At 59.2% G+C, this 14455-nt stretch carries 12 protein-coding genes; 7 read left to right on the top strand and 5 right to left on the bottom strand.

Annotated features, from left to right (window positions below):
- Positions 1–6: 6 nt before the first annotated feature.
- Positions 7–1134 carry an alkaline phosphatase family protein gene (locus tag HS122_00805; protein ID MBE7536934.1) on the bottom strand — a complete coding sequence of 376 codons (1128 nt, stop codon included), beginning with the start codon at positions 1132–1134 and terminating at the stop codon, positions 7–9.
- A 144-nt stretch (positions 1135–1278) separates the two neighbouring features.
- Here HS122_00805 and HS122_00800 point away from each other — a divergent pair, with 144 nt between their 5' ends.
- The 5 genes from HS122_00800 (at position 1279) to recN (ending at position 5338) form a co-directional block, all read left to right on the top strand.
- Positions 1279–1863: a methyltransferase domain-containing protein gene (locus tag HS122_00800; protein MBE7536933.1), complete on the top strand. Its 585-nt coding sequence runs from the start codon at positions 1279–1281 to the stop codon at positions 1861–1863.
- 64 nt (positions 1864–1927) lie between these two features.
- A complete protein-coding gene (locus tag HS122_00795; GenBank protein ID MBE7536932.1) occupies positions 1928–2515 on the top strand; it encodes a metallophosphoesterase in 588 nt (195 codons plus the stop codon).
- Between the two features lie 187 nt (positions 2516–2702).
- Positions 2703–3134, top strand: coding sequence for a PIN domain-containing protein (locus HS122_00790; GenBank protein MBE7536931.1), 432 nt, complete (start codon positions 2703–2705; stop codon positions 3132–3134).
- On the top strand, positions 3131–3385 hold the full coding sequence (locus tag HS122_00785) for a hypothetical protein (protein MBE7536930.1): 255 nt from the start codon (positions 3131–3133) through the stop codon (positions 3383–3385). Before HS122_00790 ends, HS122_00785 begins: the two co-directional genes overlap by 4 nt.
- Before the next feature lie 282 nt (positions 3386–3667).
- On the top strand, positions 3668–5338 hold the full coding sequence (gene recN, locus HS122_00780) for a DNA repair protein RecN (protein ID MBE7536929.1): 1671 nt from the start codon (positions 3668–3670) through the stop codon (positions 5336–5338).
- A gap of 114 nt (positions 5339–5452) precedes the next feature.
- Here the strand turns inward: recN and HS122_00775 are convergent, their stop codons facing one another.
- The 3 genes from HS122_00775 to HS122_00765 all read right to left on the bottom strand — a co-directional run bounded on the left by HS122_00775 (position 5453) and on the right by HS122_00765 (position 10575).
- Positions 5453–6403: a ketose-bisphosphate aldolase gene (locus HS122_00775; protein MBE7536928.1), complete on the bottom strand. Its 951-nt coding sequence runs from the start codon at positions 6401–6403 to the stop codon at positions 5453–5455.
- Between the two features lie 92 nt (positions 6404–6495).
- Positions 6496–9303 carry a DNA topoisomerase 3 gene (locus HS122_00770; GenBank protein MBE7536927.1) on the bottom strand — a complete coding sequence of 936 codons (2808 nt, stop codon included), beginning with the start codon at positions 9301–9303 and terminating at the stop codon, positions 6496–6498.
- A 180-nt stretch (positions 9304–9483) separates the two neighbouring features.
- Positions 9484–10575 carry an alanine--glyoxylate aminotransferase family protein gene (locus HS122_00765; GenBank protein MBE7536926.1) on the bottom strand — a complete coding sequence of 364 codons (1092 nt, stop codon included), beginning with the start codon at positions 10573–10575 and terminating at the stop codon, positions 9484–9486.
- 162 nt (positions 10576–10737) lie between these two features.
- Between HS122_00765 and lpxK the strand changes: the two genes are divergently transcribed.
- Positions 10738–11952 (top strand): tetraacyldisaccharide 4'-kinase, encoded by a 1215-nt coding sequence (lpxK, locus tag HS122_00760; protein ID MBE7536925.1) that lies wholly within the window; start codon positions 10738–10740, stop codon positions 11950–11952.
- Between the two features lie 29 nt (positions 11953–11981).
- On the opposite strand, the gene speA is transcribed toward lpxK, so the two are convergent.
- Positions 11982–13931: a biosynthetic arginine decarboxylase gene (gene speA, locus HS122_00755; GenBank protein MBE7536924.1), complete on the bottom strand. Its 1950-nt coding sequence runs from the start codon at positions 13929–13931 to the stop codon at positions 11982–11984.
- A gap of 99 nt (positions 13932–14030) precedes the next feature.
- On the opposite strand from speA, the gene yajC reads away from it, so the two are divergent.
- Entirely contained in the window at positions 14031–14375 is a 345-nt protein-coding gene (gene yajC / locus HS122_00750) for a preprotein translocase subunit YajC (protein ID MBE7536923.1), read from the top strand.
- Positions 14376–14455 lie beyond the last annotated feature (80 nt).

The raw sequence follows: 14455 nt of genomic DNA, 5'->3' as shown, positions 1-14455 counted from the left end.
TCGCCGCTATCTGGATGATGGCAGTGCCTCCGCCACGGGCAGTGCCGCGCGGGGTTCGGATTGATTGTAGTCCTCTCCCAGATACGCCGTCAGTGTCGCCGCCACCTGGCTCTGTGTGAGGGTCTGGCAGTTGCTTCGCTCCCCGAGTGGCGGGGTGTCGGGACCGAGGAAACCCATCCAAATGTACTGCGCGCCCTCGATCTTTCGCCCATGGCTTTTCCATTCATCGGGGGCATTTCCGCGTCCATGGTCGGTGACCAGGATCAGCGTGGTCTTGTTTCGATACTGTCTCGAGGACTGAACCGTCTCCCAGATCCGTCGCACGTAGTCATCAAATTCGTGCGCGGCCCGAAGCAAGAGATCGTAGCGTCCGGCGTGTCCCCAATGGTCGGTTTCCAGAAAGTCGATGTACATGACGCGGGGATGCTTGGTGACAAGATATTCATGCGCGGCCTGGTAGAGGAATGAATCGTAAAGCTCGGCGTCGTTCGCGGGGGTCGTGTCCCGAATCAATTGATTCAACAACTCCATGCGCGGACCGTGCATCTGTTTGGGAACCTCCTCCCAGCCGCCCATCACCGGAAAGCCGCAACGATCGCGATTGATGATGAAAGGCACGACGTCCCAGGCGCTGAATGCGGCCACGGAGCCTTGAAAGGCAGGTTTGTGGTGCAGCCACTCCAGCACGGTCACATTCGAATTCGGTATCTTTGAATTGCTGGTGATTCGTGGATCGTCGAATCCGGTTAGATATTCGTTTCGACCCGGATAGGAAAACCACTGGTTGTTGGTCACCTCGACCGTGCTTCCCTTGGTTCGGTTGCCGTAGAGCTGTCCCTGCTTAGCGATGACATTCCAGAAAAAGGGCATCAGAATTTCGCGCCGGGCTTCAGGTGTATCGCGCAGGTAAAGCCTGCTGGTCGCGATGCCAACTGGCGGTTTCGGAATGAGAGCTGAATCTGCGCCGGAGAACACTTCCTGCCATCGCAGACCGTCGCTGTTGATAAGGATGACGTTTCGGGTTTTCAGGTGGGAGACAGCAGAAGCGGCAGGTGCGCCAAACAGCAGGACAAACGTGGGAAGGACCCATAGAAACCGGCTGAATCGGCTGCGCGAATATGCAAATTGTTTCATGATGTTGCGGACTGGGAATCGGATTGTCGCCGGCGGGAGGCTGCGGGATAGAGGTAGTCTGTCCCTTTCGCGGTGCGCAACCACATTGGGCGTTCGCCCGAAGGAAGTTCTGGCGTGATCGGAGGCTGAGGATAGCGTGAAGGCATGGATAGCTCGGATCTGGAATTTTGGGAAAGTCGCTATGTTTCTGGTCAGACGCCTTGGGATCTGAAGGGAGTGCCTCCCGGTCTAACAGTCTTCCTGAAGCGGGGAGGGGAAAGGGGCACGGTTCTTCTGCCCGGCTGTGGCATGGGGCACGAGGTCAGGGCATTCCATGAAGCCGGATGGACGCCCCTGGCGATCGATTTTTCGCCCGCTGCCGTCGCCGGTGCGCGATCGAAGCTGGGTGCACTGGGTGCGTTGGTTCGTCAGGCCGACTTCTTCGCTGACGATCTTGGAGGGTCTTTCGATCTCATCTATGAACGGGCGTTTCTGTGTGCATTGTCACCTGAACGCTGGCCTGACTACGCAGCCCGGATGGCCAAACTGCTGCGTCCGGGCGGGACGCTTGCGGGCTTTTTCTACTACGGAATCGATCCTGACGGGCCGCCTTTCCCCTTGCCCAGGGAGTGCGCAGCCTCCCTTTTTTCGGCGTTCGAACTCCGGGTGGATCGTGAAATCCCGCCCGAAGAGTCCATTGCCCTTCAGGCCGGATTTGAACGCTGGCAGGAGTGGACCCTTCGCCGTTAGAGCGCGGACCCACTGGCAGCGGGTTGCCAACGACGGGGCGCTGTGCGAGCCTGGCGTTGGCGTCATGCTCATCATATCCGACATTCACGGCTGCCATCGCACTCTGATGCGGTTGCTCAGGAAATGCCCGGACGAGCCCATCGTCCTGGCTGGCGACCTGATGGATCGCGGACCTTCCTCCCGGGAGGTGGTTGAGTTCGCCATGCAAGAAGGAGTGCCGACCGTCCTCGGAAATCACGACGATCTCATGCTGGAGTTCGTAAAGACGAAATCGGCAATGGCGCGTTTCGACTGGATGAGCAATGGAGGTGAGGAGACGCTGCGATCGTGGGGTGGCGCCATACCGGAGACGGTCATCTCCTGGTTTGAAGAGCTGCCCTTCTATCTGACGTTTGGACGCCTCCTGGTATCGCACACGGGACACGGACTGGTGGCGAAGAAGGATCGGTTTTCAGCGCTCTGGTCGCGGGACTTCTGTTTTCCGGACGATGGCTGGTTCCGGGTTTTTGGGCATACCCAGCAATTGGAGCCCGTCGTAACCGACTCCTATGCCTGCATCGACACTGGTGCCGCCTATGGCGGCCAGTTGACCGCGCTTCACTGGCCAAGCCTGCGGATCTTTCAGCAGAAGTACGACGAGTCGCCGCTGTAGCTCTAGGCGAGACTCTTCCGACGGCGTTTCGCAATGCGCGATCTATGGTTACGACAAAGCGTGCCCCGAGTCTTGGGTCGGGTGGGAAGGTGAGACCCAGCGATTGTGGAGATTGCGCAACCTGCGAACTGTCTTGTCAGGCGCATGACTTGTACATCCATTGCCATTGGGGATTGAATTACCATCGATGAATGGCCTTCGAGCGGTTATGGACACGAATGTGCTGGTTGCGGCTTTCCGCTCTCGGCGGGGCGCTTCTTTCGAGCTGCTTCAGCGGTTACGGCGCGGAGAGTGGACAACGATGTTGAGCAATCATTTGCTGTACGAGTACGAGGAATTGTTGAGGCGCGACGACGAGTTGAGGCTTTCAAGTGCGGACGTTGACAGTATCTTGAATTTTGTTTGCGCGCGCGGCGAGGAGTGGCCGCTTACACCGGGTTGGACGCCCGTCCTTCCGGATGCGGACGATGAACCATTGGTCCAACTGGCACATGAATCCGGAGCACTGCTGCTCGTCAGCTTCAATACGCGGCATCTTCTGCCATCGGAAGCGCTTGGGGTTCGGGCCTTGAAACCGGCGGAATTCCTCAGCATGTTAAAGTTGCAGCCCGAATCATGAGCACTCTTGAAGCCAAAGTACCCGACTTGCTGCTCCAGCAGGTACATGAGCTCGCGAAGAAAGAACTCGTGCCGGTGGATCAGATCGTCGCCATCGCGCTCGCAGCGCAGGTGTCGGCATGGTCTGCTCGCGAGCGTATTGGCTTGCGCGCCAGCCGGGTTGACTGGCAACAGGTGGACGAAGTGCTGTCCAGAGTACCGGATGTACCACCGGTTCCGGGTGACGAATTGAAGAGCGAAACTCACGGGTAGTCGCATTGGCGTTTGGGCCTGCGATCGCGGTCGCGAATCATTTGGCAGCGGCTCATTTGCACTTGTCGAACCCGACTCGGGATGTGCTGTCGAGGATCCACATATTGCGTGAAAGGCACGGAATTCGGAAATTTGGGTCTGCTGAGGCACTGAAGAGGTCTGCCAACCTCCGATTGCGCTTCATTCCATTTTTCGCGCACGCATGGATACCGTGTCCCCATTCGGTTCGACACCTTCGCCTTTCACTCTTCACTCCTCTCACTCCAATCCGCCCACAGGAACATGCTTCAGTCGCTCCATATCCGGAATCTGGCACTGCTTGAGGAGGTATCGCTCGATTTTGATCCGGGCTTCACAGTCGTGACCGGTGAGACGGGCGCGGGAAAGAGCATTCTTCTTGGAGCCATGAGTCTCCTGGCGGGGGAACGCGCCGACAAGAGCATCATTCGACAGGGGGCGGCGGCCTGCGAGGTTGAGGCGTCGCTGCACTTCAAGGATTCGCGGCGGATTGATGTGCTGCTGGAATCGCTTGGCCTTCCAGCGACAGATGAAGGCGTGCTGATCCTGAAACGGAGCGTGACTCGTGACAAGGCGCCGAAGATCACGGTTAACGGCAGCCTTGCGACGCTGTCCGCTCTTCAGGCGCTGGGCGAATGCTGGATTGATTTTCACGGACCGAGCGAACCCCGACGCCTGTTGAAGGACGGATGCCAGCTTGAGTTGCTCGATCTGTTCGGCAGGAGCGGGGCTGCGCTGGAAACCTATCGTGAGAAGTATCGGACGTGGCGTGCGAAGATCGCCGAGCGCGATGGCATGATTGCCGAGTCGCGGCTGTCGCCGGACCAGCTCAAGTATCTTGAGAACCAGCTCGTCCGGCTTGACGCCCTCGATCTGGAAGATGGTGCGATCGAGACGCTCGAGCGGGATTTTCAGAGGCTCAGCCGGGGGAAGGAAATCGCAGACCTGGCCCTTGTCATTGCCGGTGGCCTTGCGGGTGAGGATGGAGCCGGTCAACGAATCGCGGCGCTGGTTCGCGAAGGAAAGGCGCTTGAGGCAGTCGATCCCTCGAGCGGAGCACTTGTTGCGCGTCTTGCAGGGGCCTCTCTTGAACTCAATGAACTGAGTGTTGAATTTGAACGACTCGCCCAGGAACTCAGCCTTGAGCCGGATCAGGTTGAAGCCGTGACCTCACGAATGAACGCCTGGCTTGAGGTTCGACGCAAGTATGGCGGAGACATCGCAGCAGTCATTGAGGCTCGCGAGGAGTTGCGTCAACGGTTGCAGGCCCAGGGTGATTTTGATGGCGTGATGGCCCGGCTCGAAGGTGAAATCGAAGCTTGTCATGAGGCTGCAGCCAAGGACGCGGCTGAGCTTCGTCGCCTCCGCGAAAAGGCCGCCCGCGAACTGGCCAGGATCGCTGCGAAGGGCATCGCCCAGCTTGGCTTCAAGAAGGCGGATTTCCAAATCCGCCTGGTGCCGCTGGAGGAGCTCGGCCCCGATGGCGACTGTCGGGTGGAGTTTCTGTTTTCACCAAATGTGGGGGAGGCGCCGCTGCCCCTGAGCAGAATCGCCTCCAGCGGTGAGCTGGCGCGGGTGATGCTGGCGCTGAAAACGGTGCTTGCGGATCTGGATGCCGTGCCGGTCCTGGTATTTGATGAGGTGGACGCAAATGTCGGGGGGGAAATCGGGAGCATTGTCGGTGAAAAGATGGCAGCCATCGCCCGATCGCATCAGGTTGTGTGCGTGACGCACCTGCCGCAGGTCGCAGCGCAGGGTGACCATCACCTCGTTGTCACCAAGGATCAGGACAGGGACCGCGCGGTTGTGAACATCGCTCCCATCGAGGGGAACCGGAAGGAGCGGGTGAGCGAACTCGCGCGAATGCTGGGCGACCGCTCGGCGAAGAGCGCGTTGGCCCATGCGGACGAGTTGCTGCGCTTGCGGCGATCGTGACGGTTTCGAGGGCCTGATCCCGGCCTGCTGCCGGCATGAGACAGCAGCGTGCGAGCAGACAAAAAGCGCGGCCGCAGGGGCCGCGCTTTGAAATGAGCAGGCGGATTTGCGCGCTTACTTCTTCAGCGATGCACGCAGGTCATCGAGCTGGTTTGCCGAACCCAGGAGTTGGTTGCGGCTGGCGATGAACTTCGCGTATTCCTCCATGAACATCTTGCCGGGCGGACGGAAGTCGAACTCGGCGGGCTTGTCGCGGAAGAATTCGCGGTGCACGCGTGTCCAGACGAGACGGCCATCGGTGTCGATGTTGATCTTCGTCACGCCGAGTTTGGCCGCGGGCAGGTATTCGGCGGTGTCTACGCCTGTGGAGTCCTTGATCGTGCCGCCGGCGGCGTTGATGCGTGCAACCTCGTCCTGCGGGACAGAGGAGGACCCGTGCATGACGAGTGGAAAGCCGGGCAGGCGAGCCTTGATTTTTTCCAGCACGTCAAAATGCAGCGACTGTTTCCCCTTGAACTTGAATGCGCCGTGCGAGGTCCCGATGGCGCAGGCCAGTGAGTCGCAGTGGGTGCGTTTGACGAACTCCTCCGCCTCGGCTGGGTTGGTGAGGGTGGCATGTCCGTCCTCAACCTTGATGTCCTCCTCGACTCCGCCGAGCATGCCCAGCTCGGCCTCGACGGATATGCCTTTCTTGTGGGCGGCCTCGACGACCCGTTTTGTGATCTCGACGTTCTTGTCGAACGGATCGTGTGAGGCGTCGATCATCACAGAGCTGAAGAAGCCGGAATTTATGCAGTCATAGCAGGTCGCCTCGTCGCCGTGGTCGAGATGAACGGCGAAGATCGCCTCCGGAAAAATCTCGCCGGCCGCGCGTATGATCGCCTCAAGCATGCGCTTGTCGGTGTAGTTGCGGGCGCCTTTGGAGATCTGGATGATGAAAGGGGCCTTGGAGAGAAGAGCGCCCTTGAACAGACCCATGGCCTGTTCGGCGTTGTTGATGTTGTAGGCACCGACGGCGTATTTGCCGTAGGCGTGTTTGAAGAGCTGAGCGGTGGTTACGATCATAGAGCTTGGCGGGACAGAGGGTTCACCCTACCAAAACAACCCCATGGCGGACAAGGGGATTATCCGTTGGGATTTGAAGCTGGTCATGCAAGCTAGCGCGGAGGAAACTCGAACTCCGTCTTTTTTTTGTCCTTGGACAGGACAAAGTAGGCGCTGAAAGAGGTTCCCCGCTTCGAAATCAGGCCCTCGATAAGGCCCGTGCGCCCCGTTTCGAGCAGACGCTCAACCTCTTCCAGCGGGATCTCCTTTCCGCAAATCTGCCTCTTCATTTCGAAGACGGTGCGGGGCGATCCATCAGCGTTTGATTTGGCGACAACGTAGGCGTCCGCTGTTTCGAACAGGTCACCGTCGTGAGTCTTGCTCTCTCCAACCTTGCGGGCTTTGGAGAGATCGAGCGGGGTCTTCTTTCGGGGCGCACGCGGGGTTCCGTCGGCGTTCTTTGCCCCTTCCCGTGGTTTTCTGGGGGGGAATTCCCACGCGATCCTGGCTCCCTGGCGAAGCAGGTACGCATCAAATGGGCGCCCCTTCTTGGAAATGAAACCCTGGATAAGTTCGGTCTTTTGATTTCCGACGAGCTGAATGGCGTGTTCCCGAGTGATGGGCTTCTGGCACATCAGCCGACCCACCTTGAACTTTTCCGCCCAGCCGTCGCCGTCGCGTTCGCGCAGGATGTAGCTTGTTGGGGCCTCACAGAGTTCGGCACCGGTTTTGGGGTCGCTCCAGAAAGGCGCGAGCGTGTTGACATCGACCTTGTTGCCGAAATCCAGTTCGGCCTTCTTTTTGCCCTGATTCTTCTCGTCGTCGACGATTCTGATCTTTGATGGAAACCGATTGCCCGTCTTGGCTGAAACGAAACCATCGAGCGGGCCGACCTCGCCCGCGGAAACGAGCTGGGCAACCTCAGACTCCTCGAGTTTTCGTCCGCCCATGACCTTGTAGACCATCAACATTCCGTCCTGCGACTTGTACCCTCGGAGCGTCTCGAACATGGGTTTTGAATCCGTGGGTGAAATGATCTCCGTGAGCCGGGAGTTGGAATCGTCCTCCTCGAATGCCTTGGTGCGCTCGACGAGCCCTTTGGTGACCTCGACAATCTCAGCCATGAAGGTGTCGCGCGGAAACCGTCCATGCTCCATCTCGCGCAGCTTGTATTCCCACTGGCCGGTCATGTCAGGTTTGGTGAGGGCGTCCGCCTTCACAGCGGAAAGAAATTCGAGCAATGATTCCGCCTTGGTCGTCGGGACCAGTTCTCGCTGGTTTCTTTCAAGGTACTTCTGGTTGATCAGTCCGTCGATTGTATCGGCCCGTGTCGCCGGAGTTCCGAGTCCGCGTTCCTTCATGGCCTCGGCGAAATCCTCGTCGTCGATCAGTTTGCCCGCACCCTCCATTGCCGAAAGGAGTGTAGCTTCGGTATAGCGCGGGGGGGGCTTGGTGGTCTCGGCGTGCAGTCGGGCCTCGGTCGTCGTCGCCTGGGAATTGTCCCCCGGCGAAAGGGCGGGAAGCGCCTTGGAATCCGGCGAATCCTCGTCGACGGTGGTCTTTCCATAGACGGCAAGCCAGCCGGGGGCAGTGAGCACCTTGCCCTCGGTCTTGAATGCGTGCTTCCGAGCAACCGTGCTGGTGCGCGTAGTGACATCGAATTCCGCCGCAGGGTGGAAAACCGCGACAAAGCGCCTGGCGATCATATCGTAGACCTTCGCCTCCATTTCATCCAGGGACGCTGGCTCGGTGCTTGTGGGAATGATGGCGAAGTGGTCTGAAATCTGCGCGTTGTTGAAGATGCGCTTGTTCGGGCGCAGCCAGCCCTGATCGAGAACGGTTCTGGCGTGGCGGGCGAGGTCGCCGCCAAGGGCGGTCAGCGTTTCGCGGCAGGTTGGGATATAGTCCTCGGGCAGTGCGCGTGAATCAGTACGAGGATAGGTGATGACCTTGTGGCGTTCGTAGAGCGCCTGGGCGATCTGGAGCGTGCGCCGCGCGGGCAGGCCGAAACGGTTGTTCGCCTCCCGCTGGAGGGTGGTAAGGTCGTAGAGTCGGGGACTGGCCTGGCTTGAGGACTTTTTCTCCTCCGTGACAATTGCTGCGGGATGGCCCTTGCAGGCGGCCGTCACGGCCTCGGCTGCCGCCTGGTCCCAGATGCGATCAATGCGGTCCTGGTCGTCGCTTTCGGTCCGTTTGAAATCGGGCCGCTGGTAAACGCCCTCGTAGGTGCCTTTTTCCACCTGAAACTGGGCGGTGACCCGCCAGAAGGGGCGGGCGCGAAAATTGCGGATTTCGAGTTCGCGAGCAAAAACAATGGCAAGCGTGGGTGTCTGGACGCGACCGACCGAGGCGACATTTCCCGCGCGCGATCCGAACATGCGCTTGGTGATGGCTCGAGTGCCATTGATGCCGATCAGCCAGTCGCTTTCCGAGCGACAGCGGGCGGCGTCGGCAAGTCCTGCCATCTGGGCGCCTTCGCGAAGGTTGTGAAATGCTTCCTGGATGCCTCCGGATGTCATGGTTTGCATCCACGCGCGCTTCACCGGTAGCTTGGATTTTGCCAATTGGTAGATGTAGACAAATATCAGCTCGCCTTCCCGACCGGCGTCACAGGCGTTGATGACCTGGAAAATATCCTTTCGCGCGAGGAGCTTCTTGAGGAGATCGAAGCGCGACTTTGAATCTGCAATTGGCTTCAGTCCGAATTTCTCGGGAATGATGGGCAGGGCCTCAAGGCGCCAGAAACCGTATTTCTTCTTGTCGATATCCTCCGGCATCTCGAGTTCCACGAGATGTCCGACGGCGGCGGCGATCACGTATTGGTCATTTTCATACACGTCCCCTTTCTTGGGGATTTTGCCGAGTGCACGCGCGAGGTCGGCCGCAACGGAAGGCTTCTCGGCAATGACAAGAGATTTCATGTGGAGGCAGGCGTTAGGCGGCGTCGACGCCAATTTCAAGGATTAGTTTCCTTGAAATGCCAGGGAACAGACCCGGGGCGTCAAAAATGCCCGACTTTCAGGTCCGGAAACGCAGAGGCTCCAATGCTCAATGCAAGTCACGGGCGCCTCCGGGCGCGATTTCACGCAAATGGCCGCAAATCAGGCTGAAACCAGTCGTGGAGTCTCTGTCAATGCGCTGTCGAGTGCGCGAATGAGCTGATCGATGGTTTCGTCGGTTTCGTCACCCATGTTGGAAATGCGAAACGTCTTTCCTTTAAGCTTGCCGTAGCCTCCGTCGATAACGAGCCCGTGTTTTGCCTTGAGCACCTTGTTGAGCGCGGGGAGATCGTAGTTCAAGGTATTGGCGAAGCAATTGAGCGTACGTGAGCCGAAGGCCTCGGCAGGGAAGAGCCGGAAGCCCTTGGCGAAGCCCCAGGCGCGCATCTTGTCATTCAGACGGAGGTGGCGTGCGTGGCGGACGGGAATGGTCTCGCTCTCGATGTCCTCGAGTTTGGACCTCAATGCGTAGATGAGCGAAATCGCCGGCGTGCTGGGAGTCATGCCCTGCTCATGGTTTTTCTGGAACTCAAGCAGGTCGAAATAGTAGCCGCGCTCCTTTACCTGGGCAGCGCGTTCGAGGGCGCGCTTGGAGACTGAAATCAGCGAAAGCCCCGGGGGCAGGGCGAGGGCCTTTTGAGAGCCCGTGACTATGACGTCGAGGCCGAGGGCGTCCTTTTCGATGCTGACGGCGCTGAAGGAGCTGACCGTGTCGACAATGGAGATGACGTCGGGAAACTCACGCAATACGCCGGCGATGGCCGGGAGATCGCTCATCGTCCCCGTGGAGGTTTCGTTGTGGATGAGCGTGACAGTGTCGTATGCCCCGGTGGAAAGTTCCTTTCGCAGGGCGGCGGGATCGACGGGTTGTCCCCATTCGAACCTGAGTGCACCGGCGCTCTTTCCGCAACGGGTGGAAACATCGTTCCATTTGTCGGAGAACGCTCCGTTCATGCAGTTGAGCACCTTTGAGCGTGTCAGGTTGCGCACGGCGCCTTCCATGACCCCCCAGGCGGAGCTCGTGGAGAGATAGACCGGGTCCTTCGTGACAAAAAGGGACTGCAGCTTTGGCTGGATGGCGTTGTAGAGCGCGACGAAGTCAGTGCTTCGATGGCCGATCATGGGCTGGGCCATCGCCTGAAGAGTCCTGGCGGATACGGCAATGGGACCGGGAATGAACAGTTTGTAGCTCATGGAAAAATGGAAGTGCACCGGACCGGGCGAACGGATGCAATCGTGGATCGTGGGCAGGTGGCGTGGAGATGTGATTGCATGCGAGGATATTGACCGGCAGAACCGCCTGACAATCTCCCGCGCGAAACATCCGTCAACCTCGTTTGCCGACCGTCACACTGCATGTCGTCCTGGCTGAAAAAGAAGCTCACATCGTTCGAAGCGTATACGATCGATGTCATTTTCGGCCGCAGGGAGGATACGCTGGCGATGGTCTACGCCGGATTTCTCCAAGGGCTTTCCGCATTGTTCAATGGAGTGGTTCAGGCCAGGCTGTGGCTGTATCGCCAGCGGATTTTCCATGATCAGCCGCTGGGGTGCCTGGTGGTGGTGGTGGGCAACCTGACGGTGGGAGGGACCGGAAAGACCCCGGTGGTGGAGAAGTTTGCGCGCGCATTGCGCGACCGCGGTCGGAAGGTCGCCATACTTTCGCGCGGATACCGCAGCCGGCGGCCGCCCATCTGGCGTCGTGGATGGAACTGGCTGACGCACGCCTCGGCGCCTCCTCCGCGAATTGTGAGCGATGGGGGTGAGGTGCTGCTCGGCAGCGAGGACGCGGGCGACGAGCCGTACATGCTGGCGCGGAATCTGCCAGGCGTGGTGGTTCTTGTGGACAAGGATCGCGTCAAGGCGGGGACCTATGCGATCAAGCGGTTTGGATGTGACACGCTCGTGCTGGACGACGGGTTTCAGTACCTGCCGCTGAAGGGCAGTCTCAATCTCCTGCTTGTCGACAAGACCAATCCCTTTGGCAACGGTCACCTGCTTCCGCGGGGCATCCTTCGTGAACCGATCAAGCACCTGCGGCGCGCCAGCTATGTTTTTCTGACGAAGTCCGATGGAAGGCGTGATCTCGAGATGGAATCGATCATCAAGGAGCACAATCCCGGCGCGGACATCATTGAATGCGTGCACCGGCCGCAGTACCTGCAGCGTTTCGGAGCGAACCCGGACTCGCCGGACTTCCGTGCTCCGCTTGCAATGTTGAAGGGGCGACGGATTGGAGCGTTCTGCGGGATCGCGGCTCCCGAAAGTTTTGAGAAGTTCCTGCGCGACCTGGGAGGGGAGGTTCGATTTGCCCGGCGCTTTCTGGATCACTACCGGTTTGTTCCCGAGGATTTCGTGTCGCTGTTCAGCGAGGCGATCGAGAAGCGGGTGGAGATGCTTGTAACGACAGAAAAGGACGCGGTGCGCATCGCCGAGGATCTGCGCTGCCCCGTGCCGTTGTATTACCTGAGGCTTGAAATAGAGATCATCCGCGGTGCGGCGGATTTCGATGAGGCGGTTGGCCGAATCTGTTTTTCTGAAACCACGGGTGGCGGTCAGCCCCGGATGTGAAGCAGGCTGCCTTTACACAGCGCCCGCACTCATTTCCTCGGCCTGCGCATTGATGATGCGGACTGGCTTATGTTGAGATAAGTCTTGTTCAGCATCTGGCTTTCGTAGAGTTCGAGCAGCCGCACGCCTTCGCGGGGCTTCACCATGTCCTTGCGCGTCGCGGCGTCTATCTGCGCCTTCATTCGCCGGCAGAGCTCCTCCTGCTGGTACTGCACGCCTTCGATGACATCCGCGATCCGGCTGCCGGCGAGCGCCTCCTCTATGTAGTAGCCGTTCGGCTCGTCGGATTCCAGAAAAACGTGAACCTCGTTGACGCGACCGAAAAGGTTGTGGAGGTCGCCCATGATGTCCTGGTACGCACCGGTGAGAAACACGCCGAGATAGTAGGGTTTTCCGTCCAGCGGGTGAAGGTTCAGGTAGTCCTTGGTGTCCTGGAGGTCGACGAAGCGGCTGATCTCGCCGTCGGAATCGCAGGTGATGTCGACGAGAACGGCATTCACCGTCGGTTTCTCATTGAGCCGATGGAGCGGGGTGATCGGGAAGAGCTGACCGAGCGCCCAGTGGTCGAGCAGCGACTGGAAGACCGAGAAATTGCACACGTATTGATCAGCCAGAAGCTGGTGCAGATCGCGCAGCTCCTCCGGCTGGTAGCCGGTGTCGCGGCTCTCTTTTGCGAGCTGCTCGCAGATGCGCCAGAAAAGCTGCTCCGCTGCGGCGCGGTTGCCGAGATCGAGGTAGCCGAGATTGAAGAGGGAGATTGCCTCCTCCTTTTTTTGCACGGCGTTGTGGTAGCGTTCGAGGCGGCCCTGCTTCTGCTTGTTCTTGAGAAGGACCTCGAGGTCTGTGACGACCTTGTGCTTTTCCCTGGGCTGGTGTTGCTTGCCGAGGGATTCGCGCTTGTTGATGCGTTCGAAGACCTCGAAAACCAGGAGCGAGTGAGGGGCCACCACGGCGCGGCCGGACTCGCTGACGATATCGGGCACCGCGACACCGGCCTCGAGGCAGATCTCCTTGATGTTGTGGACGACGTCGCGCGCGTACTCCTCGACGGAATAGTTCATCGAGCTTTCGAAGTTGGTCCGTGAGCCGTCGTAGTCGATGCCGAGGCCGCCGCCGACATCGAGATAGCCCATGGGGAATCCCATCTTGATGAGCTGGCAGTAGAAGCGCGAAGCCTCGATCACCGCATTCTTGACGGTTATGATGTTCGGCACCTGGGAGCCGATGTGAAAGTGCAGGAGACGGAGCGACTGCGTGAGTTTGGCCGCCTTGAGCTTTTCGCTGGCGAAGAGGATTTCAGCGGTGTTGAGCCCGAACTTGGCATTGTCGCCGCTGGACATCGCCCACTTGCCCTCGCCGCGCGTCTGCAGCTTGACGCGAAAGCCGATCATCGGCTTCACGCCGGTCTCGGCGGATATCCGGATGATGTCGTCGATTTCGGAAAGTTGCTCGACGACCAGGATGATCTTCTTGCCCAGCTTCCGCCCCAGAAGGGCAAGTCGGATGTAGTCGTGGTCCTTGTAGCCGTTGCAGATGATGAGGCGGTTGTTGTTGTCGTGGAGGGCCAGCACGATCATCAGCTCGGGTTTCGAACCGGCTTCGAGACCGTAGTTGTAATCCTTGCCAGCGGCCATGATTTCGTCGACGACCTCGCGCAACTGATTGACTTTGATGGGAAAGACTCCGCGATAATCGCCCTTGTAGCCGGCTTCCTTTATGGCCTTGCGGAAGAGTTCGTTCAACTGGATGACCCGGTGCCGCAGGAGGTCCTGGAAGCGGATCACCACCGGCGCCTTGAGGCCCATGCCGACGGCCTCGTCAACCACGTCCATGATGCGGATGGAGCGGCCATCCGAGCAGGGCTCGATATTCACGAACCCATCCGAATCGACGCCGAAATGGCCCGCGCCCCAGCGTTTGAAGCCGTAAAGTTCTTCGGATTGGGCGACGGTCCAGGTTGAGGAGGGTTTGCTTTTCAATGCTGAAATGATGCGGCGGGTTATGGCTTGCGTTCGAGGAATGGAGCCGGGATTAATGCGTGTTTCTTTTTCCAAAACCTTCAACACGCAAATCGCTCAATGCCTCTCGTGTCCGCCGTTGTTCAACCGATCCTTGCGCAGGCTCCCGCCGCGCCGGGCGGCAACCCAATCCTGCAGTTTCTGCCCATCATCTTCATTTTCGGTGCCATGTATTTCTTCATGATTGCACCCCAGCGCAAGAAGCAGAAGGAGCACGCCAAGATGCTGGCGTCCCTGGCGCCGGGAGATGAAATCGTGACGACGGGTGGAGTCTACGGCACGGTGACGGCTGTGAAGGATGATCGTTTCATCGTGAGGGTGGCGGACACCACGAAGATTGAGCTCGGCAAGAGCTTTGTTCATGCGGTCGTGAAGAAGGCTGACAGCACCACGGCCACGAAATAGGCATCCGGGTTCACCCGGCCCGACCGGATGGCGCACTGATTCTCCTGCCGAGGCATGAGATCGGCCAGACTTTAACCAAG

This window comes from Opitutaceae bacterium (genome assembly GCA_015075305.1).
In the GTDB taxonomy this organism is placed as follows: domain Bacteria; phylum Verrucomicrobiota; class Verrucomicrobiia; order Opitutales; family Opitutaceae; genus UBA6669.
Note: the sequence above shows the minus strand (reverse complement) of the source record. Positions and strands in the feature narration are given on the sequence as shown.

Coding starts and splice junctions, on each gene's coding strand:
- HS122_00805 (MBE7536934.1), bottom strand. CDS start 1,134: ATGAAACAATTTGCATATTCGCGCAGCCGATTCAGCCGGTTTCTATGG.
- HS122_00800 (MBE7536933.1), top strand. CDS start 1,279: ATGGATAGCTCGGATCTGGAATTTTGGGAAAGTCGCTATGTTTCTGGT.
- HS122_00795 (MBE7536932.1), top strand. CDS start 1,928: ATGCTCATCATATCCGACATTCACGGCTGCCATCGCACTCTGATGCGG.
- HS122_00790 (MBE7536931.1), top strand. CDS start 2,703: ATGAATGGCCTTCGAGCGGTTATGGACACGAATGTGCTGGTTGCGGCT.
- HS122_00785 (MBE7536930.1), top strand. CDS start 3,131: ATGAGCACTCTTGAAGCCAAAGTACCCGACTTGCTGCTCCAGCAGGTA.
- recN (MBE7536929.1), top strand. CDS start 3,668: ATGCTTCAGTCGCTCCATATCCGGAATCTGGCACTGCTTGAGGAGGTA.
- HS122_00775 (MBE7536928.1), bottom strand. CDS start 6,403: ATGATCGTAACCACCGCTCAGCTCTTCAAACACGCCTACGGCAAATAC.
- HS122_00770 (MBE7536927.1), bottom strand. CDS start 9,303: ATGAAATCTCTTGTCATTGCCGAGAAGCCTTCCGTTGCGGCCGACCTC.
- HS122_00765 (MBE7536926.1), bottom strand. CDS start 10,575: ATGAGCTACAAACTGTTCATTCCCGGTCCCATTGCCGTATCCGCCAGG.
- lpxK (MBE7536925.1), top strand. CDS start 10,738: ATGTCGTCCTGGCTGAAAAAGAAGCTCACATCGTTCGAAGCGTATACG.
- yajC (MBE7536923.1), top strand. CDS start 14,031: ATGCCTCTCGTGTCCGCCGTTGTTCAACCGATCCTTGCGCAGGCTCCC.